Raw genomic sequence first — 17,445 nt, 5'->3', positions numbered from 1 at the left:
GGGGACCGCTCGGCGTCCGAAGATCAGGTCGAGTGCGCGCCGGCCGGCCGGAGGTGTTCGACCCGTGACGGGTAGGCGGTGGCGGTGCCGTGCACGGTCACGCCGGTTTCGGTGCCGACCTCCGGGGCCTGGTGGCTCGGTACCCGGGCGGTGATGGTGGTGGTTCCGGGGAGTTTGAGGTCGACGACGGCGTCGGGTCCGTAGAAGGTGACCGCGGTGACGTGCGCCGCCGGGGCGCCGGGCTCCGGCGGGGCCAGCGCGAGCTGTTCGGGCCGGATCATGACGCTGTCGCTGCCGCCCGGGCACGGTCGGCGGACCGGGACGGCACCCAGCACGGTCTGCGCGATCGTGTCGGTGATGGTGGCGGGCAGGATCACGGTGCTGCCGAGGAATCCGGCGAGTTCGAGGTCTGCGGGTCGACGGTAGAGGTCGGTGGGCGTACCCGTCTGGATGAGCTGTCCGTGGCGCATCACGGCGACCTGGTTGGCGAGGGAGAGCGCCTCGGCCTGGTCGTGGGTGACCAGGATGGTGGTGGTGCCGGTCGCGGTCAGCGCCGCGACCACGGCCCGGCGGGTCCCTTCGCGTAGCGCGGTGTCGAGGGCGGAGAACGGCTCGTCGAGCAGGACCACCCGGGGCTTCGGCGCCAGCGCGCGGGCGAGGGCGACCCGCTGTTGCTGCCCGCCGGAGAGTTGGTGCGGGTAGCGGGTCCGGAGCGCCGGGTCGAGTCCGACGAGGTCGAGGAGTTCGGCGAGACGGATTTGGTTGCGGCGCTCGCGCCGGGGCAGCCCGAAGCTGATGTTGGCGGCGACGGTCAGGTGTGGGAAGAGCGAGCCCTCCTGCGCGACGTAGCCGATCTGCCGCCGGTGCGCCGGGATCCAGCTGCCGTCGCCGGTCACAGTGCTGGGCCCGATGGTGATGGTGCCGGAGTCCGGGCGGTCGAAGCCGGCGACGAGGCGGAGCAGGGTGGTCTTGCCGCAGCCGGACGGCCCGAGGACGGCGGTGAGGGTGCTGGCCGGTACCTCCAGGTCGACGCCGTCGAGCACGTTCTGGTCTGGGTACGACTTGGCAAGTGCGGTGATGGTGAGGTCGGTCATCGGATCCTGCCTGTGGTCTGGGTGAGGAGGTAGGCCATCGGGGCCGAGAGGATCACCATGAGCGCGGCGTAGGGTGCGGCGCCGCCGTAGGCGACCGCGTCGCTGTTGGCCCAGAACTGGGTGGCCAGCGTCGCGGTGCCGATCGGGGCGAGCAGCAGTGTGCTGGTGAGTTCGGTGGTGATGGCCAGGAAGACCAGGGCCGCGCCGGCGCCGATCCCGGGGGCGATCAGTGGCAGGGTCACCCGGACCGCGACCGTGAGTGGTCCGCTGCCGAGCGCGCGGGCGGCGTCGTCGAGGTGCGGGGGCGCGTGCGCGAGAGCCGCCCGGAGACTGACGACGGCGCGGGGCATGAACAGGATCGCGTACGCGGCCAGCAGCATCGCCGTGGTCTGGTAGAGCGCGGGGACGTGCCGGATGCAGACGGTGATCAGGGCGAGGGCGACGATGATGCCGGGCAGCGCGCTGCCGAAGTAGCTGGCCCGCTCGATCGCGGTGCTGGTCCGTCCGGGGCGGCGGGCGGTCAACCAGGCGACCGGGAGCGCGAGCGTGACGGTGACCGCTGCCCCGGCGACACCGAGCCCGAGCGTCGTCACCGTGGCGGCGGTCAGGTCGGCGACCGGGAACCGGGTGGAGGTACCCGTGACGAGCCAGTACGCCAGGCTGGCGAGCGGTACCCCGAGCGCCAGTACGACGATGCCGGCGACGGCCGTCAGCGCGACCGGTGCCCGCCGGCCGAGGCGTACCGGTGTCGCGCGGCGGGCGGAGCCCGGTCCGAGTCGGGCGTGCCGGACCCGCCCACGCAGCCGTAGCTCCGCCACGAGCAACAGCAGGCAGGCGACGACCAGGACGCTGCCGAGCATCGTGGCGGTGGGACCGTTGAAGGTGGCCTGGTACTGGTCGTAGATGGCGGTGGTGAAGGTGGGGAACCGCAGCATCTGGAGGGCCCCGAACTCGGCCAGCAGGTGCAGCCCGACCAGGAGGGTGCCGCCGAGGATGGCCGGACGCAGTTGGGGCACGACAACCCGCAGGAACACGCGCGTCGGCGAGAGGCCGAGGGCGCGGGCGGTGTCCTCGAGGGCCGGGTCGAGACCACGCAGGGTCGCGGCGGCGGGCAGGTAGACCAGCGGATAGTAGGACAGGGTGACGACGAGAACGGCACCCCCGTAGCCCTCGACCGCCGGGCTCAGCGAGACCCAGCCGAAACTGTTGACGAATGCCGGTACGGCCAGCGGCACCGCGAGCAGGACGTGCCAGACCCGACGGCCGGGCAGGTCGGTGCGTTCGGTCAGCCAGGCGGCGGCGGTACCGAGAACCGCGCTGGCGGTCATCGCGGCGACCGCCAGCCGGGCGGTGTTCCACAGCAGCTCACCGACGCGTGGTCGCACCAACTGCTGGTACGCGGCGTGCCAGCCCTCGCCGACGGCGAACCAGGCGACATAGCCGAGCGGGATCAACGTCAGGGCGGCCACGGCGGCGGCGGTCACGGCAACGGCGACGGGGTACCCGGACGTCCGGGCACCCCACCGCCGCGCCAGCGATGTCACCGTCACCGGCGGCACCACCTCGGCCGGGTACGGGTCACAGCAGGCCCGCCTTCTGCATCAGGGCGATCACCTCGGGACCGTTGAGCCTGGACAGGTCCACGTCCGGCGGGCTCAACTCCGACAGCGGCTTGAGCTTGGCGTTCGCCGGCACGTCGCTGGCGATGGAGTATTCCAGGGCGGTGCTGTCGGAGAGGATCTGCTGCCCCTTGGCCCCGGTCAGGTACGCGACGAGCTGCTGGGCTTCCTTCGGGTGTTTGCTGGACTTGAGGACGCCTGCGCCGGAGACGCTCAGGAACGCGCCCGGGTCCTTGGCGTCGAACAGGTGCAGTTCCGTCTTGCTGCTGTTCGCGCCGGACTCGGCCCGGTCCTTGTACCAGTAGTAGTGGTAGATGACTCCGGCCGGGATCTCGCCGGCGTTGACCGCCTTGAGGATCGCTCCGTTGCCGGGGTAGATCTTCGCGTTGGTCTTCAGCCCGGTCAGCCAGGCGGAGGTCTGCTCGGGGCCCTGGAGGGCGAGGACGGCGCTGACGATGGCCTGGAAGTCGGCGCCGGCGGCGGCGATGCCGTACCGGCCCTTCCACTCGGGCTTCGCCAGGTCGAGTAGGGACGTGGGCAGTTGCGCCGCGGGCAGCAGCGACGGGTTGTAGACGAAGACGGTCTGCCGGGCGGCGAATCCGACCCAGGACTTGTCTGGCGGGGTGAACCGGGCCGGTACCTGCCGCTGGGTGTCCGGGTCGACGGTGGCGAAGCCGCTCTTGGCCGCGACCAGGCTCATCGCCGGAGAGTTCTCGGTGATGAACACGTCGGCCGGGGACGCGGCGCCCTCGGCGACGATCTGGTTGGCCAGCTCGAAGTCCTTGCCGTTGCGTAGCTGGACCTTGATCCCGGTCTGCGCCGTGAAGTCCTTGACCATCGCCTCGGCCAGGTCGACGTGCTGGGCGTTGTAGAGGGTCAGGGTCACGTCCGACGGGTCGGTGCCGGCCTCCGTCGTCGGTTCCGACGTCGAACAACCGGTGGTGGCGAGCAGCGTGATGGCTGCGATGCCGGCCAGGGCGCGGGCGCCGCGCATCTAGGTCCTCCGAGGGGTACGGGTCAGCCGGACCCTGTGGCCGGGCGGTCTGGTCGACACGACCGCCATCGATGGCAACAGGGAAGGCTAACCTCAATTAGGTTTGCCTTACCTGAGCGATCCTGCATCTACAGACTGTAGAAGTCAACTCCCGATGGGCATGCCGGACGAGTGAGGTGTACCGGGCCGGGGCTGATCCGCTCGGCGCGACCTGCGCGGATCGTCGGGTGACGTCAGGTGTCCGGGTGCTCGCCCAGCAGGGTGCGGAGGATCTGCTCGTCCCGCTCGTCGAGGGTGCCGACGAACCGGCGCAGCACCGAGGTGTGATCGGCCTCCGCGGCCAGTAGCCGGCTCATCCGCTCCGCGACCAGCGCGGCGGCGTCGCGTACCGCGCCGTACCGATAGGCCCGACCGTCCCGTTGGCGGCTGACGGCGCCCTTGTCGAACAGCCGGGTCAGGGTGGTCACCACCGTGCTGTAGGAGAGCCCGCCGGTGGGATCGAGCCGGTCGCGGACCTCGCCCGGGGTCAGCGGGCCGGCGGCCTCGACCAGGATGGTCACCACCTGGGTCTCCAACTGGCCGGGGCGCCGACGCTTGGGATCGGATGAATCGGCCTCGGATGCGGGCTGCGTCGTGCTCATCACCGCCGACTGTATCGGCTGCCCGGGTCGCCACGGTCCGGCCCGGCGCCCGCCCGTGGCAGACTCGACTGGCCTGGACGGAGGGGTATGTTCGATCATTTCGTGTGGTCCGTGGTCGTGGTACCGCCGCTGATGGTGGTGGCGACCCGGCTGCTGGTCGACCGTCTCGCGCCGTCGCTCGCGGCGGTCATCCTGGTGTGGTCGGCCGTGACGGCCGCGGTGGCGAGCGTGGTCAACCTCGTGGTGTTCGCGCTGAAGGCGGTCGCCGAGCTGCCGGCGGTCGGCCGGGCGCTCGGCTGGTCGTCCCGGCTGGTCGCCGACGACACCGCACACGTGCCATGGGTGTCCTGGCTCAGCGTGGGGCTGCTGCTGGTCGTCACGGTCGCGGTCGCCCGCCGGTGGCGTCGCCACCGACGGGCGCTGGACCTGGCCCACGCCGTGCCGCCGGACACCGGCCGGCTCGTGATGCTGCCCGACCAGGCGGCCCAGGCGTACGCCGTGCCGGGCCGGCCCGGTCACGTCGTGGTGACCACCGGCATGCGTGAACTGCTCACCAGCCCCCAGTTCGACGCGTTGCTCGCCCACGAGCACGCGCACCTGACCTCGGGACACCACCGGCTCGTCCGGCTGGCCGAACTCGCCGCCGCGACCCACCCGGCGCTCTGGTGGGTCGCCCGGCACGTCGACTACCTGGTGGAACGAGCCGCCGATGAGCAGGCCGCCGCAGCGGTGGGCAGCCGCCGTACGGTCGCGCACGCGATCGGGGTGGCCGCGCTGGCCGCCCGTGACGGGCGAAACGACCCACCCGGTCTGTACGCGGCATCCCCCGGCGGAGTCGTACCCCGCAGGGTGGCCCAACTCCTGCGGCCCCGTGCCACCCTCCGGTCACCCGCACTGCGCGTGCTGCCGGTCTCGCTGGCACTGGCGTCGCTGGTCTGGACCGGCGAGGCGGTCTACGACCTCGTCGAACTGCTCGGCTCGGCTCGACCGGGCTGACGGCTGACGGCTGACGGCGTCGTCCCGGAACCCCGGCTTTCCGCGCGCTCGACGGATCTCCATCCCACCGAGCGGCTGCCCGGCCCGGACAACTCGGGAAGCGACGTCGCGGGAACGGGGTGCGCGAGCACTCGCCGGCGGCGAAGGTCGATCGACCGGCGTGCCTCCGTTGCGCGTCAGGGCCGGGCGTAGAGACGCACGACCCGGAGGACGGCGCTTCGGTCGCCCTCGACCCGCACGGTTCCGTCGCGCTCGGCATGCGAGAGCGGCAGGTCGTCGAAGAGAACCCTGCCCCAGACCGTCGACTCGGCGGTCACGGTCGCCGCCGGCTCCGGGGCGACACCGCTCCGGACGTCCAGACTCCCGTCGATCGCGGCCACGCGGTAGTCGCGTACCGGTGGGTCGGGGGGTGGGCCGTCGTGCAGGCGGAGGGCGATGGGCGGCACCTCGCCGGAGGAGGCCGGCGCCATCGTCCGCATCGCGAGGACGGTCGCGTCGGGAGTCATCCGGCCCGATGTGCCGGGGTCGGGTCCGGCCGAATACCAGAGCCCCAGCGACCGCAGGACCGACTCCAACCCGCGACCCCACTCCGTCGCGACGTACGCGCGGGTCCGGGCGAGGTCCGGCAGCACGACCTGGTCGATGATCCCGGATTCCCGCAACGATCGTAGTCGCGCGGTGAGGACGGCCGCGGTGATGCCGCGAACCGACTCCTGTAGGTCGGTGAACCGCTTGGGCCCGAGGATCAACTCACGCATCACGATCAGGGTCCACCGGTCACCCACGAGGTCGAGCGCGTTCGCGGCGCGGCAGGCGTCACCGAAGTCGCCATAGGTCCGTTTGGTCGGCAACGGTCGCCTCACTAACCCGGGCCAGAGCTATGGTCAAGAAAGTACTAGCTATGCTTAGGATAGCCGCATGGCAACCATCTATACCAGTACCCCTGCCCCGCAGGTCGTCGACCGCGAGACCTGGCTCCGCGAGCGGGCGGCGCTGCTTGGCCGCGAGAAGGCGCACACGCGCGAGGGCGACGCGATAGCCGCGGCCCGGCGCCGCCTGCCGATGACCGAGGTCACCCCGATCTCGCTCGTCGGAGCGCACGGTTCGACGCCGCTGTCGGAGATCTTCGACGGACGTGACCAGCTCGTCGTCTACAAGCACATGTGGCACCCCGGGAAGCCGTTCGAGGACCAGTGCGAAGGCTGCACCGCCTCCGTCTGGGACTTCCAGAACGCGGCCTACCTCGAAGAACGCGGCATCTCCTTCGCTGTCTTCGGCGAGGGGCCGTACGAGGAGATGGCGCCGTTCCGGGAGTTCATGGGCTACACCCACCCGTGGTTCTCCAGCCATGGCGTCGAGGATCCCGCCTACGCCGGCGGCGGCATCATCGCGTGCTTCCTGCGCCAGGGCGACCGATTCTTCCTCACGTACGAGACGACCGGCCGAGGCGTCGAGGCGATCATGTCGTCGCACAAGCTGCTCGACATGACCGCCTACGGCCGGCAGGAGGCGTGGGAGGACTCGCCCGAGGGCTGGCCGCAGGACCCCACCTACACGAGATGGCGCAGGGACGGCCGCCCCGTACCGCAGTGGACCCGGCCGGGGGTCGGGCCGGTCGGCGCAGAGCACGAACAGCACTGCCACTGACAACGGTAGGACCGCTCTCGCCGGGACGTTCAAACCAGAAAGGAATCGCGTAACCCGGCTCTCCGGACGGCTCGGCCGCCGGTCGAGCCCACCGCGCTGCCCGGCTGACTCCACCGCCGCCGGTCGCCGCAGGCAAGCCGGAAAATCCGCCGTCGGCCATCAACGTTTCTGCCCCGCTCAGGGTCGTGTTGGGTAGCGGACAGAAGTGGAGAGCAGATGGCATCGGACGACGACGGCGGCTTCAAGGAGTTCGTCGACGCGCGCTACCCGGACCTGTTGCGGGTGGCCTATCACCTGACCGGGTCGGCGGGCGATGCGGAGGACCTCGTCCAGGGCGCCCTGGTGAAGGCGATGCGCCGGTGGCGGCGGGTCGACGAGCCGATGGCGTACCTGCGGCGGGTCATGGTCAACCATCACATCACCATGTGGCGCCGGTACCGGGCCCGGGAGGTGGTGACCGCCCTGTTGCCGGACCGGCCGGTCCGCGACGTGGCGGACCGGGTCACCGAGCGGCAGGCGCTCTGGCAGGCGATGCGGGCGCTGGCGCCGCGAACCAGGGCGGTGATCGTACTCCGGTACGTCGCCGACCTGCCGGAGACGGAGGTCGCCGAGACGCTGGGCTGCTCGGTCGGCTCGGTGAAGAGCCGCGCCTCCCGGGGACTGGCCCGACTGCGGGCGGCCCTGGAACCACAACCACGAACGGCCACGTCCGGCATGGCGGCACCGGCAAGGGAGAATCATGGGTTCTGACGAGCGAATCGGCCTTATCCTGACCGAGCTGACCGAGGACCTGCGACCGCAGCCGGACCCATACGGCCGGGTGCTCGCCCGGCACCGGCGGGGCCGGCGGCGGGCACTCACCGCGACCCTCTGCGCGGTCGCCCTGCTGGCCACCGTCGGGATCGTCGTCACCACCCTCCGGCCGGGCGGCGGGGCCGCTCCGGAACCGGCGGCCAGCCAGTCGGCGGGCGCACGGATGCTGGCCTGGGCTGACCGGCTGGCCCGGTCCGAGCCGCGCGGCCGGATCGGCACTGATCAGGGGTACCGGACGTCCCTGGCCGAGACCCTGCTGGCCGACGCGCGGGCCGGCCGGCTGCCGAGGCTGACCACGCCGGTCCGGGAGGTGCGGGTGTTGTTCGTCGACGACGTGGGCCCGCACCGGGTCGCGTTCGCCGCTTTCGTGTTCACCGGACCCGACTCCCGGGGCTGGCCGAATGCCATGGCCTGGATGGTGGCGGACCAGGGGGCCGGCCCTCAGGAACTGGCCCGTACCGCCGCCGAGCGGTTCGGCGACGGGTTGGAGCCGTACGAGAGCCTGACCCTCGGGAGCCTCGACGAGCCGGACCAGGTCGGCTATGTCGGCATCGCCCCGGAAGGCTGCGACTTCGCCACGGCTGGGATGCCCGCCCCGCAGAACTGGACGCCGGAGCCGACCGGTTCCTACCTGGTCCGCCCGCCAGGCAGCCTCCGGCCGGAATGGTTCCAGGTAAGCTGCGCGGGCGAGGTACGGAAACGGCTGCCCGGCCCCGGTTCGTGGGCACCTGAGGGCGTCACGGAAGACCAGTTCGCCGCCGCGGTGTCGCAGGTCCGGGGGCGGCTGCACCCGACCGAGTCCCGTGCCGCGATGAGCACCGCGACCGGCGGCTGGGGATACACCGTGACCGAGCTGCCGACCGTGGTCTGGAGCGGCGAGACGACCGGTACCGGCATCGGATTCGACGGACTGGCCACGGTGGTCAGCGCACCGGCGGTCGACGGCGGATGGCTGGGCGAGGTGGCGATAACCTACCGCCAGGAACACGCCGACGAAACCATCGGAACGGGCAGCCAGTTCGCGACCCGGACCGACCCGGCGGCACCCGACCGGCTGCTGGCGATCCCGCTCGGCCCGGACGACGGCGCATCCGGCCCACCGGACCGTACCCTGCTGGTGATCGCACCCACCGGCGCCACCGAGGTACGCGCGCTGCTCGGTGACCGGGCGGTGGCCCAGGGACAGGTGGAGAACTCCGCTCTCGTGCTGAGGGTGCCGAGTACCGAGAATCTGCGCCTGCAAGCCCTCGACGGGACCGGCGCGGTGCTCGGGACCGAGCGGGTCGTCGAGAGTTTCGGACCCGGTTATCAGCTCGACGCCTGGGACGCGGACTGACGAGCGGTGTCCCGGTCCGGCCGGCGCGGCTCAGCCTCGCCGGCCGGATCCAGCCGGCACGCACGGCGGGGGAGCGGAAAGACCGCGCATGGCCGGCGTAGATCGTGTCAGGATCCTCGGCATGGCTGGTCGCGCACTGAGCTTCGGACAGGTGGCCGAAGTGTACGAACGGTTCCGGCCGGGGTATCCCGGGGAGCTTGTCGACCGGGTGCTGACGTACGCGGGCGGACCTGTGCGGACTGCCCTCGAGATCGGGGCTGGGACGGGCAAGGCAACCCGGCTCTTCGCTCGACAGGGGATCCGGGTCACCGCGACCGAGCCGGACGGAGCCATGCTGGCCGAGCTGCGCAAGCACGTGCCAGCACACGTCCGGACAGTGCAAGCCTCCTTCGAGGACCTGCGACCGGGTGAGAGATATGAGCTGGTCTATGCGGCAGCCGCGCTGCACTGGACGGACTCGGTGGACCGGTGGTCGCGGATGGCCGCGTTACTGGAGCCGGGTGGCGTGTTCGCCTCGTGCGGTGGACCAATCCAGCCGGCCGACCCTGCCGTACGGGAGGCTGTTCGCGCGGCTCGGGCAGCGTATCTGGAGAGCGACGAGATCCCGTCTCCCGATGGGACGCCACCGGAACATGACATGCAGTGGCCGGGTACGGAACTTCAACGGTCCGAGTGGTTCGTGGACGTACGGCAGTCAGTGCTCAAGCGTCGCCTGACGATGAGCGCTGACCACTACGTCGGTTATCTCGCGACCGTCTCGGCCTACCTCGAACTGTCGACCGCGCAGCAGGCACAGGTGTTCCGCCGGATCAGGCAGGTCCTGCCGGAGACAGTCGAGATCGCCGCCGACATCACCGTCCACCTCGCGCGCAGGTGCCGCGAGCGGTAGTGCGTCGATTGCCGGACGGTGCCGTGGCGGCCGGCCCGGCGGTTCGGGTTTGTTCGGTAGGGATGGCGCTCTCGTGCCGTGCCGGCGGCGGTGCGCCGACGCTGGGTCGAGGGGATTGCTCGACGGCGTTCAGCGCACCGTGGCTGGTGCGGCTATGACTTGCCGGCCTTGGCGTGGTATTCGTCGGTGATCTCTTGGGGGATGCGGCCACGGTCGGAAATCTCCCGACCTTCCTTCTTGGCCCATGCGCGTATCGCCTTGTTCTGCTCTCGGTCGGCCGTGGCGCTGCCCCGGCTTCGTGCGACGCGGCCACCGACGACCACGGCGCTGCGGCCGATCTTCTGACCCGACGCGGTGTAGGGGGCGAACGCGTTCCGGAGCTTGTCGGCGTTTGAACTGGACAGGTCGATTTCGTACTGGACGCCGTCGAGGGCGAACTTGACCGTCTCGTCGGCCTCGCCGCCGTCCAGGTCGTCGACCAACTTGTGAATGATTTGCCTGGCCACGGAGGAGTCTCCTTCGAGAGTTGTCTTGGTATCCGTTGCACATTAGCGTGTCGACGCTCAGAACGCTAAGGCGATGCGATTGCGGGCTTGGGTCCGGGCATAGTCCGCGCCATGGAGTGCACCATGGTTTCGGGCTGCTGCCTGATCCGCAGCGGTGAACAACCGGTCCGCCCATCGCTTCGCGTCATCGGCCCGCGACTGCTTGTGTCCACTGCGGTATTGCGCGTGTTAGCCGGTGGCTCGCGCCAATTCCGGCGAGGGAGGCGGAGACGAGGGCGAGACCGAGCCACCGGATGCCGGGGCTGGGCGAACCGGCCGCCGTACCCGATTGGGTGTGGTGGTGTGCGTGATCCGGCGTCGGCGGCTCCGGGGGCCGATGCGGGCGGAGGCGGCGCCTCCTCTTGCGGTCCGTCGTCCCGCAGGTGAAAGACGGGGCGAACGCGCCGCGCTGCCCCGGTTGAATAGGTTCAGTGGTAGATCAGGTTTACGGTCGGTCCGGTGGGACGTGACGTGCTGGGCTGTGACCTGAAGCACAAACCTGCGGTTTCCCGGATCGGCACCGCCTTACCGGCGCGCAGGCTCGGGGCGTGTGTGGCCGGCGGCGGAAGCCAACCGAGAAGACAAGACTGTTTCCCGCGAGGTCGGCAGATTAACGTCGGTGACCGTGAGTGGTGAAGCGATCATCTTGACCGGGCCGCCCGGTGCGGGAAAGACGACGGTGGCCGAGCTTTTTGCCAGCGATGCGAGCGTCCCGACGGTACATCTCACGACCGACCTGTTCTATCGATCGATCCGGACGGGTTTCGTCCTGCCGTTCCTGCCCGGCGCGCAGCGGCAGAATGAGGTGGTCGTCGAGGCGATCGTCGGGACCGTCGCGACGTTCGCCCGTGGCGGTTATGACGTCGTGGTCGACGGAATAGTCGGGCCGTGGTTCCTGCCGCCGTTTCGCGCGATGGCGGAGCGGGACGACCTGAGGGTGTACTACGTGGTGCTCAGACCTGACCTCGGCACCACGCTGTCCCGCGCGAAGGGACGCGCCGGCAGCGAACTGAAGGATGTCGAGGCGATCATCGGCCTTTACGGCGCATTCGCGCAGCTCGAAGAGTTCGAAGACCACGTGATCGACACTGGGGACCTCGACGCGGTGCGGACAGCCGCCGAAGTCCGGCGTGCCGTCGCTTCGGAGCGGTTCCGACTCGTCTGAGTCGGGACGACGATGCGGGCCGCGACGCATGCCACGGCGGCGCGCCTCCTGGGTGGCGGTGCCCGGCGTACCCCGGGCTCCAGTGTGACGGGGTGACGGGGTGACGACGACAGCGGACTCCGAGGGCGCGGCCACGCGCGGCCTGTCGGGTCGCCGGACGCGCAGGGTCGGCCGGAGCCGACCTCGCCGCTGTCAGGGCGGATGCCCGTTCGACGGAGACTCCGTTGGCGGATCGTCGGGGTAGTAACGCCCGTTGTCCGGAGCCGGACGGCGCGCCCCCGTGTGAGCCTTACTTTCACATACTTCGATGTCCCGGGTTCCGGCTCGACGGGGAGCCGCTGTGCACTGTGGACGGTATCGGGAGGAGGCTTCATGCGCGGACGCAGATGGGCGACCCTGGTAGTGGCGGTGACGCTCGCACTGGGCGGGCTGGTCGGGATCGGCGCCACTCCGGCCGCCGCGGACCCGCCGGGCGGTACGCTGCGCGGCGTCTACTACGACGGCCAGTTCTGCAACAGCTACGGCAACGAGGGTGTCCAGACCGGCCTGTGGAGCTGGTACTACTGCGAGTACCGCCAGTACGGCCCCACCGGCCCCGCTTACTACTTCCTTTGGACCTTCACCTATTAGCGCTGGGGCCAACCCTTCGCGTCCGGCACCCCGGAAGTGCGGCGGATGTGGCCGTGTACCTGATCCCGCCACTCCCGGACGACTTCTTCAGCCAGCTCATCTTCCTGACCGGGTGCACCTGCTCGGACAGGCGCTTCCGAGCCCGTTCGGTCACCGCCGGGTCGGCCAGCCCGGCGGTGGCCACCGTCTCTCCTGCGACGGTCCCCGCTCTGCGCGCCGATGCTGACGAGGTCGGCACCATCGTCACCGCGGGGTCGTCCCCGCCAAGCCCCGCGCCCGTACACTGCCCCAGGTGACCCCGCCCTCTCCCGGCGCCGCCGGCCAGGTTCCCCCGTACGGCCCACTCCCCGGCGTCCGCCCGGTCTGGCTGCTGATCGGGCCGGCACTCGCCGCCTCGCTGGGTGCCTTCCTGCTCACCCTCACCGTCGGGCCGGAGGGGGCCGCGATCCAACGGGCCTTGCATCTGCCGAGCTTGGGGATCCTCTGGATGTTCGTCGCCTTCCTGCTGCCGGCGGCACTGGCGGTTCCGGTCGGCGCCCTGGTCGGCCGACGGTGGCCGACCGCTGTCGCGTTGCCCGCGATCGTGCTGCTGGTTCCCGGATCGCTGCTGATCGCCCTGGCCTCGGGGAGCGGTTCGCTGCTGCTCGGCCGCGCGTTGACCGGGTTCGGGGCCGGTCTGGCCTGGGGCGTCACGGCCGTGCTGGTCGTGCAGTCGCGGGCCCGGCGCGGGTGGGTGGCGCCACTCGTCGCCGGTGCGGTGGTGCTGGGGCTGGTTCTCGGACCCGTGATCGGGGCGCTTCTGGCGCGGTTGGTCGGTTGGCGGTTGCCTTTCATGCTGGCCGTGCCGTTCGGGGTGGTGGCGTTGCTGGCCACCGCGGTGAGCGGGATCATCGTCCTGACACGGCGGGCGTCCCCACCGGCTCAGCCTCCGGCGTCCCCACCGGCTCAGCCTCCGGCGTCCCCGCCGGCTCAGCCTCCGGCCGCCCCGTCGGCGTGACGGGAACAGGCGGCGCAGGGCGACCCAGCCGTACCCGACGACGAGCACCGGTACCGGCCACGGTGTCGCAGGAATTCGTGGGCTGCGACTGATCTTCCGACGGGCAGGATCACTTTCCGCGTGGTGGCCGGCGGTGGCCCGTTCCTGGTCAACGGTGTCCGTACCGCCGGAGGCGGGCAGGTGGTCCTGACGGAGTCGGGACCTTTGACCCTGTCGACAGTGACGCCGGGTGAGCGACCGTAATCGGGATTGGTTCCGGGGTCCAGAGGGAGATGTCCAGTTGCTCGCGCCCGATGCCGACATCAGCCTGTCATCGGCGTCTGCCGGTGGCCTGGTGCAGGTGCACACCCGAGGTCTGGTCGGCGCCGACGAGCGGGACTGCGCCCAGGCGATGATCGGTGCGGTACTGGCCCACCACAAGGTCCCCGCCGCAGGTGCCCGAGTACGACTCTCCGGCGGGAACTGCCCCGGTGGCCCGATCCTGGTCCAGGTGAACCTGCGGGTCTGCGGGGCACCGGCCCGGATGCAGGTGCCGGGCAGGCCGGTAGCCACCGCGATAGCGGCCGGTGCGGCTCGGCTGGAGCGCCAGATCCGGCGGCTGACCACCGCGTGGCAGCCGTGGCCGTGGCCCGATCCCGAACGCCGGGCGCTGTCCGTACCCGGCCACGGGCAGATCGCCCGGCTGAAGACCTATCGACTGCACTCCGGCGTGCCGTGCCAGGCCGCCGCGTTCCTGAACGCGATGGACTACGACGTACACCTGTTCACCGACGCCGAGACCAGCGAGGACGCCGTCATCTATCGCGCCGGGCCGACCGGGCTGCGGCTGGCCCGCCAGCGCAGCATGCGGCCACCGTCGATGCCGGTCACCCTGCCGCTCACGGTCAACCCGCGCAAGACCCCCATCCTCACCCCGGCACAGGCCGCCGACCGACTCGCCGAGGGCTGGCTGCCGTTCGTCTTCTACACCGACCGCGACAGCGGGCGCGGCAACCTGCTCTACCGCCGCTACGACGGCAACCTCGGCTTGATCAGCCCCACCATTACCGGAACGGACCCGCCGTCCTGGATCGGCCGGACCAACCTGAGCATGGCGCCCGGCCCACCCGGATCGCCAGCGGCCGTCGCACCTCGCCGGGCCCACTAGACTGGGCCGGTGATCCGGGCCGTGATCGTGGACGTCGACGACACCCTGTGCCTCACCCAGGCAGCCGCGTTCGCGTTGGAGAACGAGGTCCTGGCGCAGATGGGCCGGCCGACGATGCCTCGGGCCCTGCATCTGGCCACCTGGGGCGAGCCGCTGTTGGACGCGATGCCCAAACGGTCTCCCGGCCTCGACCTGGCCAGGTTCGCGGCGCTGCATCAACGGGCGCTGAGACAGCACGTCGCCGACGGTCGCCTGGACGTGATCCCGCCGGAGAACCTGCGCGCGCTCGACGAGTTCGTGCTGGCCGGCCGGGCGGTGTTCCTGTTGACGTCCCGCGCCGAGGACGAGGTCCGCCACATGTTGGAACCGGATCACGTACTGGCCGAGCGGGTCAACGGCATCTACCACGCCGGCAACACCCGATTTCGTAAGCCGGACCCGCGTGCCTTCGACGAGTTGCTCGCGACGACCGGGATACCGCCGCAGCAGTGCGTGTACGTGGGGGATTCTCCGGGCGACGCCGTGGCAGCCGGCGGTGCGGGCATGTACTTCGTCGGCTGCCTCCAGAGCGGGGTGCGGAAGCCAGCGGACTTCGACCGCCGGTACGTCGACGCCTTCGTCGACACCTTTCCCGACATCGTCGACGTGGTCCACCGACTCGACCAGGACTCACTGTCGACCTCTGGCCGGTAGCCGGCGACCGGACGCCGCACAGCCCAGAACAGGAGTCACGCCGCCAGCCAATTCCGCCGTGTCGTACGCCGGGATCAGCCGCCGGGGCAGCCACGGCCGCCGCTGGTCGGGATGCACTGCGTCACGCGGGGTGCTGGCTCCTGGTCGTCCGGCGTCCAGCCGATCAACGGTGCCGTCGCCGCGCTCTGCGCGATCGAGACGGCGACGTAGATCAGTACCGTGCCCACCAGTGACCAACCGAAGTGGCGAGTCCAGTACCGATGGCGGACGAGCCGGGCGAGCAGCACCCCGGTCACCGGAAGTGCCAGGTTGAGCACCAGTGCCGTGGTCAGGAGGGTGTCCGTGGTCGCGCCGAAGGCCTGTGCCGCCGAGCGGGTCGCCAGGTAGGGCGACGACGTACGTCGAATCAACCCGACGATGAGCAGGAACGGAACGCCGTAGAGCCAGGCGACGAAGAGTACGCCGAGTCCGGCGCGCCTCACCGGAGACCCTGCCAGACCGCACCGGCCACCGCCACCACGACGACGCTGCCGAGCGCCGACAGGGTGCCGGTGAGGATCGAGGAGGGGACCCGGCGCGCGAGCAGCCCGGTGACCACCAGCGTGCTGAACAGCAGACCCGCGAGGATCGGGCCGCCGAGGATCACCAGCAGGCCGAGTTCCTCTTGCGGTGTCATGCAGCTGAACACCGCCGCACAGTCCCGGTTCGGTGTGGCCGGTATCCCTGCATGCCCGACGAAAACCGCGGCAAGCACGGTGGTGTACCAGCCCAGCGCGACGAGAAGGCTCAGCCCGAACGACGCTCGGCGCGGCGCAGCCACATCATCCATGCCCGAGAATCTGGCACGGCCTCCGGTCCTGGCGTATCCGTTCTCGTACTCATGTCAGGCCGGCGACCCGGGCCAGGGGCCGGCGTGGCCCGGTCCGCCACCCCGCGACGGGACCGCTCCGCCGCCCGGCCCGCCCCTCGGCCGACGGCCCGCCGCCACCGTCGGGACGACGCGCCAGAACCGGCTACGGCAACCTTCGAACGCGGTACCGGGAACTCGGCAAGCTGGTCCAGACGTCATGCCGGCACGCCGCGTCCGCCATGATCCTGCCTTGATGATTCGGCCGCCTCAGCCAGCGCCGGATCGGCATTTCCACACTTTTCTGTCTTCGATGGCAGTCTGGTGCGGCACGCGGGTCTCGACGTCCGGCCGCCGGCCCGGGCGTGGACCGACGAAAGGAACCAAGCGATGATTTCCGCGCCCCGTCGGGCCGCCGTGACGGTCGCCGCCGCGCTCGTGCTCGCGCCGCTCGCCGCCTGCTCGGCGACCGGCCCGCCGAGCACATTCCCGTCGTACTCCCCGACGAGCCCGGTCGCCACCTCCTCGCCGCCGTCCGCAGCGCCGCCCGATTTCGCCCGACTCGAAGCGGAGTTCGACGCCCGGCTGGGCGTCTACGCCATCGACACCGGCACCGGCCGCGCGGTGGAGCATCGCGCCGACGAGCGGTTCGGCTACGCCTCGACCTTCAAGGCGCTCGCCGCCGCGGCGATGCTGGGCGCGACCTCCACCGCTGAGCTGGACCAGGTGGTCCGCTATTCGAGGGCAGACCTGGTGACGCACTCGCCGGTCACCGAGCGGCACGTGGGAAAGGGGATGACCCTGCGTGAGCTGGGCGACGCCGCAGTGCGGTACAGCGACAACACTGCCGCCAACCTGCTGCTGAAGCGGCTCGGCGGCCCGGCCGGCTTCGAGCGGGCGCTGCGCGACCTCGGCGACCAGGTCACCGATCCGGAGCGGATCGAGACGGACCTCAACGAGGCGGCCCCCGGTGACCAGCGCGACACGAGCACTCCCCGGGCCCTCGCCACCGACCTGCGGGCCTACGTCCTCGGTGACGCGCTGTCCGCCGAGGACCGCGCGGTCCTGACCGGGTGGCTCAAGGGGAACACGACCGGTGACGCGCTCGTCCGGGCCGGCGTCCCGGCCGGCTGGCAGGTCGGCGACAAGACCGGCTCCGGCGGGTACGGCACCCGCAACGACATCGCCGTGATCTGGCCCCCCGACGGTGTGCCCATCGTGCTCGCGATCCTCTCCCGCCGCGCCGGGAAGAACGCCGAGTACGACGACAGGCTGATCGCCCAGGCGGCGAAGCTGACGGTCGAGGCTCTGCGCCGGTAGGTCGTACCCGGTCGGATCGCTCGGTTACCGGTGCGGTGGCACGATGACGCGGAATCACCAACAACCTGCAAG

19 protein-coding genes are annotated in these 17,445 nt (G+C 71.0%); 11 read left to right on the top strand and 8 right to left on the bottom strand.

Translation table 11 applies throughout. From position 1 onward, the window contains the following. Nucleotides 1–23: 23 nt before the first annotated feature. The 4 genes from Pma05_RS37360 to Pma05_RS37345 all read right to left on the bottom strand — a co-directional run bounded on the left by Pma05_RS37360 (nucleotide 24) and on the right by Pma05_RS37345 (nucleotide 4,348). Nucleotides 24–1,094 carry an ABC transporter ATP-binding protein gene (locus tag Pma05_RS37360; protein WP_203862255.1) on the bottom strand — a complete coding sequence of 357 codons (1,071 nt, stop codon included), beginning with the start codon at nucleotides 1,092–1,094 and terminating at the stop codon, nucleotides 24–26. Further along, nucleotides 1,091–2,644, bottom strand: a complete 1,554-nt coding sequence (locus Pma05_RS37355) for an ABC transporter permease (protein ID WP_203862254.1) — start codon at nucleotides 2,642–2,644, stop codon at nucleotides 1,091–1,093. The genes Pma05_RS37360 and Pma05_RS37355 overlap by 4 nt, the downstream gene beginning before the upstream one ends. Before the next feature lie 28 nt (nucleotides 2,645–2,672). Beyond that, nucleotides 2,673–3,707, bottom strand: a complete 1,035-nt coding sequence (locus tag Pma05_RS37350; protein WP_203862253.1) for an iron ABC transporter substrate-binding protein — start codon at nucleotides 3,705–3,707, stop codon at nucleotides 2,673–2,675. 233 nt (nucleotides 3,708–3,940) lie between these two features. Beyond that, entirely contained in the window at nucleotides 3,941–4,348 is a 408-nt protein-coding gene (locus Pma05_RS37345; RefSeq protein ID WP_203862252.1) for a BlaI/MecI/CopY family transcriptional regulator, read from the bottom strand. Between the two features lie 87 nt (nucleotides 4,349–4,435). On the opposite strand from Pma05_RS37345, the gene Pma05_RS37340 reads away from it, so the two are divergent. Continuing rightward, nucleotides 4,436–5,344: a M56 family metallopeptidase gene (locus tag Pma05_RS37340; RefSeq protein WP_203862251.1), complete on the top strand. Its 909-nt coding sequence runs from the start codon at nucleotides 4,436–4,438 to the stop codon at nucleotides 5,342–5,344. Between the two features lie 176 nt (nucleotides 5,345–5,520). On the opposite strand, the gene Pma05_RS37335 is transcribed toward Pma05_RS37340, so the two are convergent. Then, nucleotides 5,521–6,195, bottom strand: coding sequence for a winged helix-turn-helix transcriptional regulator (locus Pma05_RS37335; protein WP_203862250.1), 675 nt, complete (start codon nucleotides 6,193–6,195; stop codon nucleotides 5,521–5,523). A gap of 67 nt (nucleotides 6,196–6,262) precedes the next feature. On the opposite strand from Pma05_RS37335, the gene Pma05_RS37330 reads away from it, so the two are divergent. The 4 genes from Pma05_RS37330 (at nucleotide 6,263) to Pma05_RS37315 (ending at nucleotide 10,029) form a co-directional block, all read left to right on the top strand. Beyond that, nucleotides 6,263–6,991 (top strand): DUF899 family protein, encoded by a 729-nt coding sequence (locus Pma05_RS37330; protein ID WP_203862249.1) that lies wholly within the window; start codon nucleotides 6,263–6,265, stop codon nucleotides 6,989–6,991. A 216-nt stretch (nucleotides 6,992–7,207) separates the two neighbouring features. Continuing rightward, nucleotides 7,208–7,741 (top strand): SigE family RNA polymerase sigma factor, encoded by a 534-nt coding sequence (locus tag Pma05_RS37325; protein WP_203862248.1) that lies wholly within the window; start codon nucleotides 7,208–7,210, stop codon nucleotides 7,739–7,741. Beyond that, on the top strand, nucleotides 7,731–9,140 hold the full coding sequence (locus tag Pma05_RS37320) for a hypothetical protein (protein ID WP_203862247.1): 1,410 nt from the start codon (nucleotides 7,731–7,733) through the stop codon (nucleotides 9,138–9,140). Before Pma05_RS37325 ends, Pma05_RS37320 begins: the two co-directional genes overlap by 11 nt. A gap of 121 nt (nucleotides 9,141–9,261) precedes the next feature. Then, entirely contained in the window at nucleotides 9,262–10,029 is a 768-nt protein-coding gene (locus Pma05_RS37315; protein ID WP_203862246.1) for a class I SAM-dependent methyltransferase, read from the top strand. Nucleotides 10,030–10,181: 152 nt separating this feature from the next. Here Pma05_RS37315 and Pma05_RS37310 read toward each other — a convergent pair whose 3' ends face one another. Beyond that, nucleotides 10,182–10,535 carry a histone-like nucleoid-structuring protein Lsr2 gene (locus tag Pma05_RS37310; protein ID WP_203862245.1) on the bottom strand — a complete coding sequence of 118 codons (354 nt, stop codon included), beginning with the start codon at nucleotides 10,533–10,535 and terminating at the stop codon, nucleotides 10,182–10,184. A 658-nt stretch (nucleotides 10,536–11,193) separates the two neighbouring features. Between Pma05_RS37310 and Pma05_RS37305 the strand changes: the two genes are divergently transcribed. From Pma05_RS37305 to Pma05_RS37285, 5 genes are all read left to right on the top strand, one after another. Continuing rightward, nucleotides 11,194–11,739 carry an AAA family ATPase gene (locus tag Pma05_RS37305; protein ID WP_203862244.1) on the top strand — a complete coding sequence of 182 codons (546 nt, stop codon included), beginning with the start codon at nucleotides 11,194–11,196 and terminating at the stop codon, nucleotides 11,737–11,739. A gap of 372 nt (nucleotides 11,740–12,111) precedes the next feature. Further along, nucleotides 12,112–12,369 carry a hypothetical protein gene (locus Pma05_RS37300; protein WP_203862243.1) on the top strand — a complete coding sequence of 86 codons (258 nt, stop codon included), beginning with the start codon at nucleotides 12,112–12,114 and terminating at the stop codon, nucleotides 12,367–12,369. Nucleotides 12,370–12,661: 292 nt separating this feature from the next. Continuing rightward, entirely contained in the window at nucleotides 12,662–13,366 is a 705-nt protein-coding gene (locus Pma05_RS37295) for an MFS transporter (protein ID WP_203862242.1), read from the top strand. Between the two features lie 280 nt (nucleotides 13,367–13,646). Next, nucleotides 13,647–14,513, top strand: a complete 867-nt coding sequence (locus Pma05_RS37290) for a sigma 54 modulation/S30EA ribosomal C-terminal domain-containing protein (protein WP_203862241.1) — start codon at nucleotides 13,647–13,649, stop codon at nucleotides 14,511–14,513. A 9-nt stretch (nucleotides 14,514–14,522) separates the two neighbouring features. Further along, entirely contained in the window at nucleotides 14,523–15,206 is a 684-nt protein-coding gene (locus tag Pma05_RS37285) for an HAD family hydrolase (RefSeq protein ID WP_239313933.1), read from the top strand. A gap of 74 nt (nucleotides 15,207–15,280) precedes the next feature. On the opposite strand, the gene Pma05_RS37280 is transcribed toward Pma05_RS37285, so the two are convergent. Together Pma05_RS37280 and Pma05_RS37275 are read right to left on the bottom strand one after the other, a co-directional pair. Beyond that, complete coding sequence (locus Pma05_RS37280; protein ID WP_203862240.1) at nucleotides 15,281–15,688, bottom strand: hypothetical protein; 408 nt, start codon at nucleotides 15,686–15,688, stop codon at nucleotides 15,281–15,283. After that, complete coding sequence (locus Pma05_RS37275; protein WP_203862239.1) at nucleotides 15,685–16,035, bottom strand: hypothetical protein; 351 nt, start codon at nucleotides 16,033–16,035, stop codon at nucleotides 15,685–15,687. The genes Pma05_RS37280 and Pma05_RS37275 overlap by 4 nt, the downstream gene beginning before the upstream one ends. Before the next feature lie 408 nt (nucleotides 16,036–16,443). Here Pma05_RS37275 and bla point away from each other — a divergent pair, with 408 nt between their 5' ends. Continuing rightward, nucleotides 16,444–17,373 (top strand): class A beta-lactamase, encoded by a 930-nt coding sequence (bla, locus tag Pma05_RS37270; protein WP_203862238.1) that lies wholly within the window; start codon nucleotides 16,444–16,446, stop codon nucleotides 17,371–17,373. Nucleotides 17,374–17,445 lie beyond the last annotated feature (72 nt).

Origin of the sequence: Plantactinospora mayteni, from assembly GCF_016862935.1 — a bacterium.
Lineage (GTDB): Bacteria > Actinomycetota > Actinomycetes > Mycobacteriales > Micromonosporaceae > Plantactinospora > Plantactinospora mayteni.
This window is presented reverse-complemented; position numbering and strand designations above follow the sequence as displayed.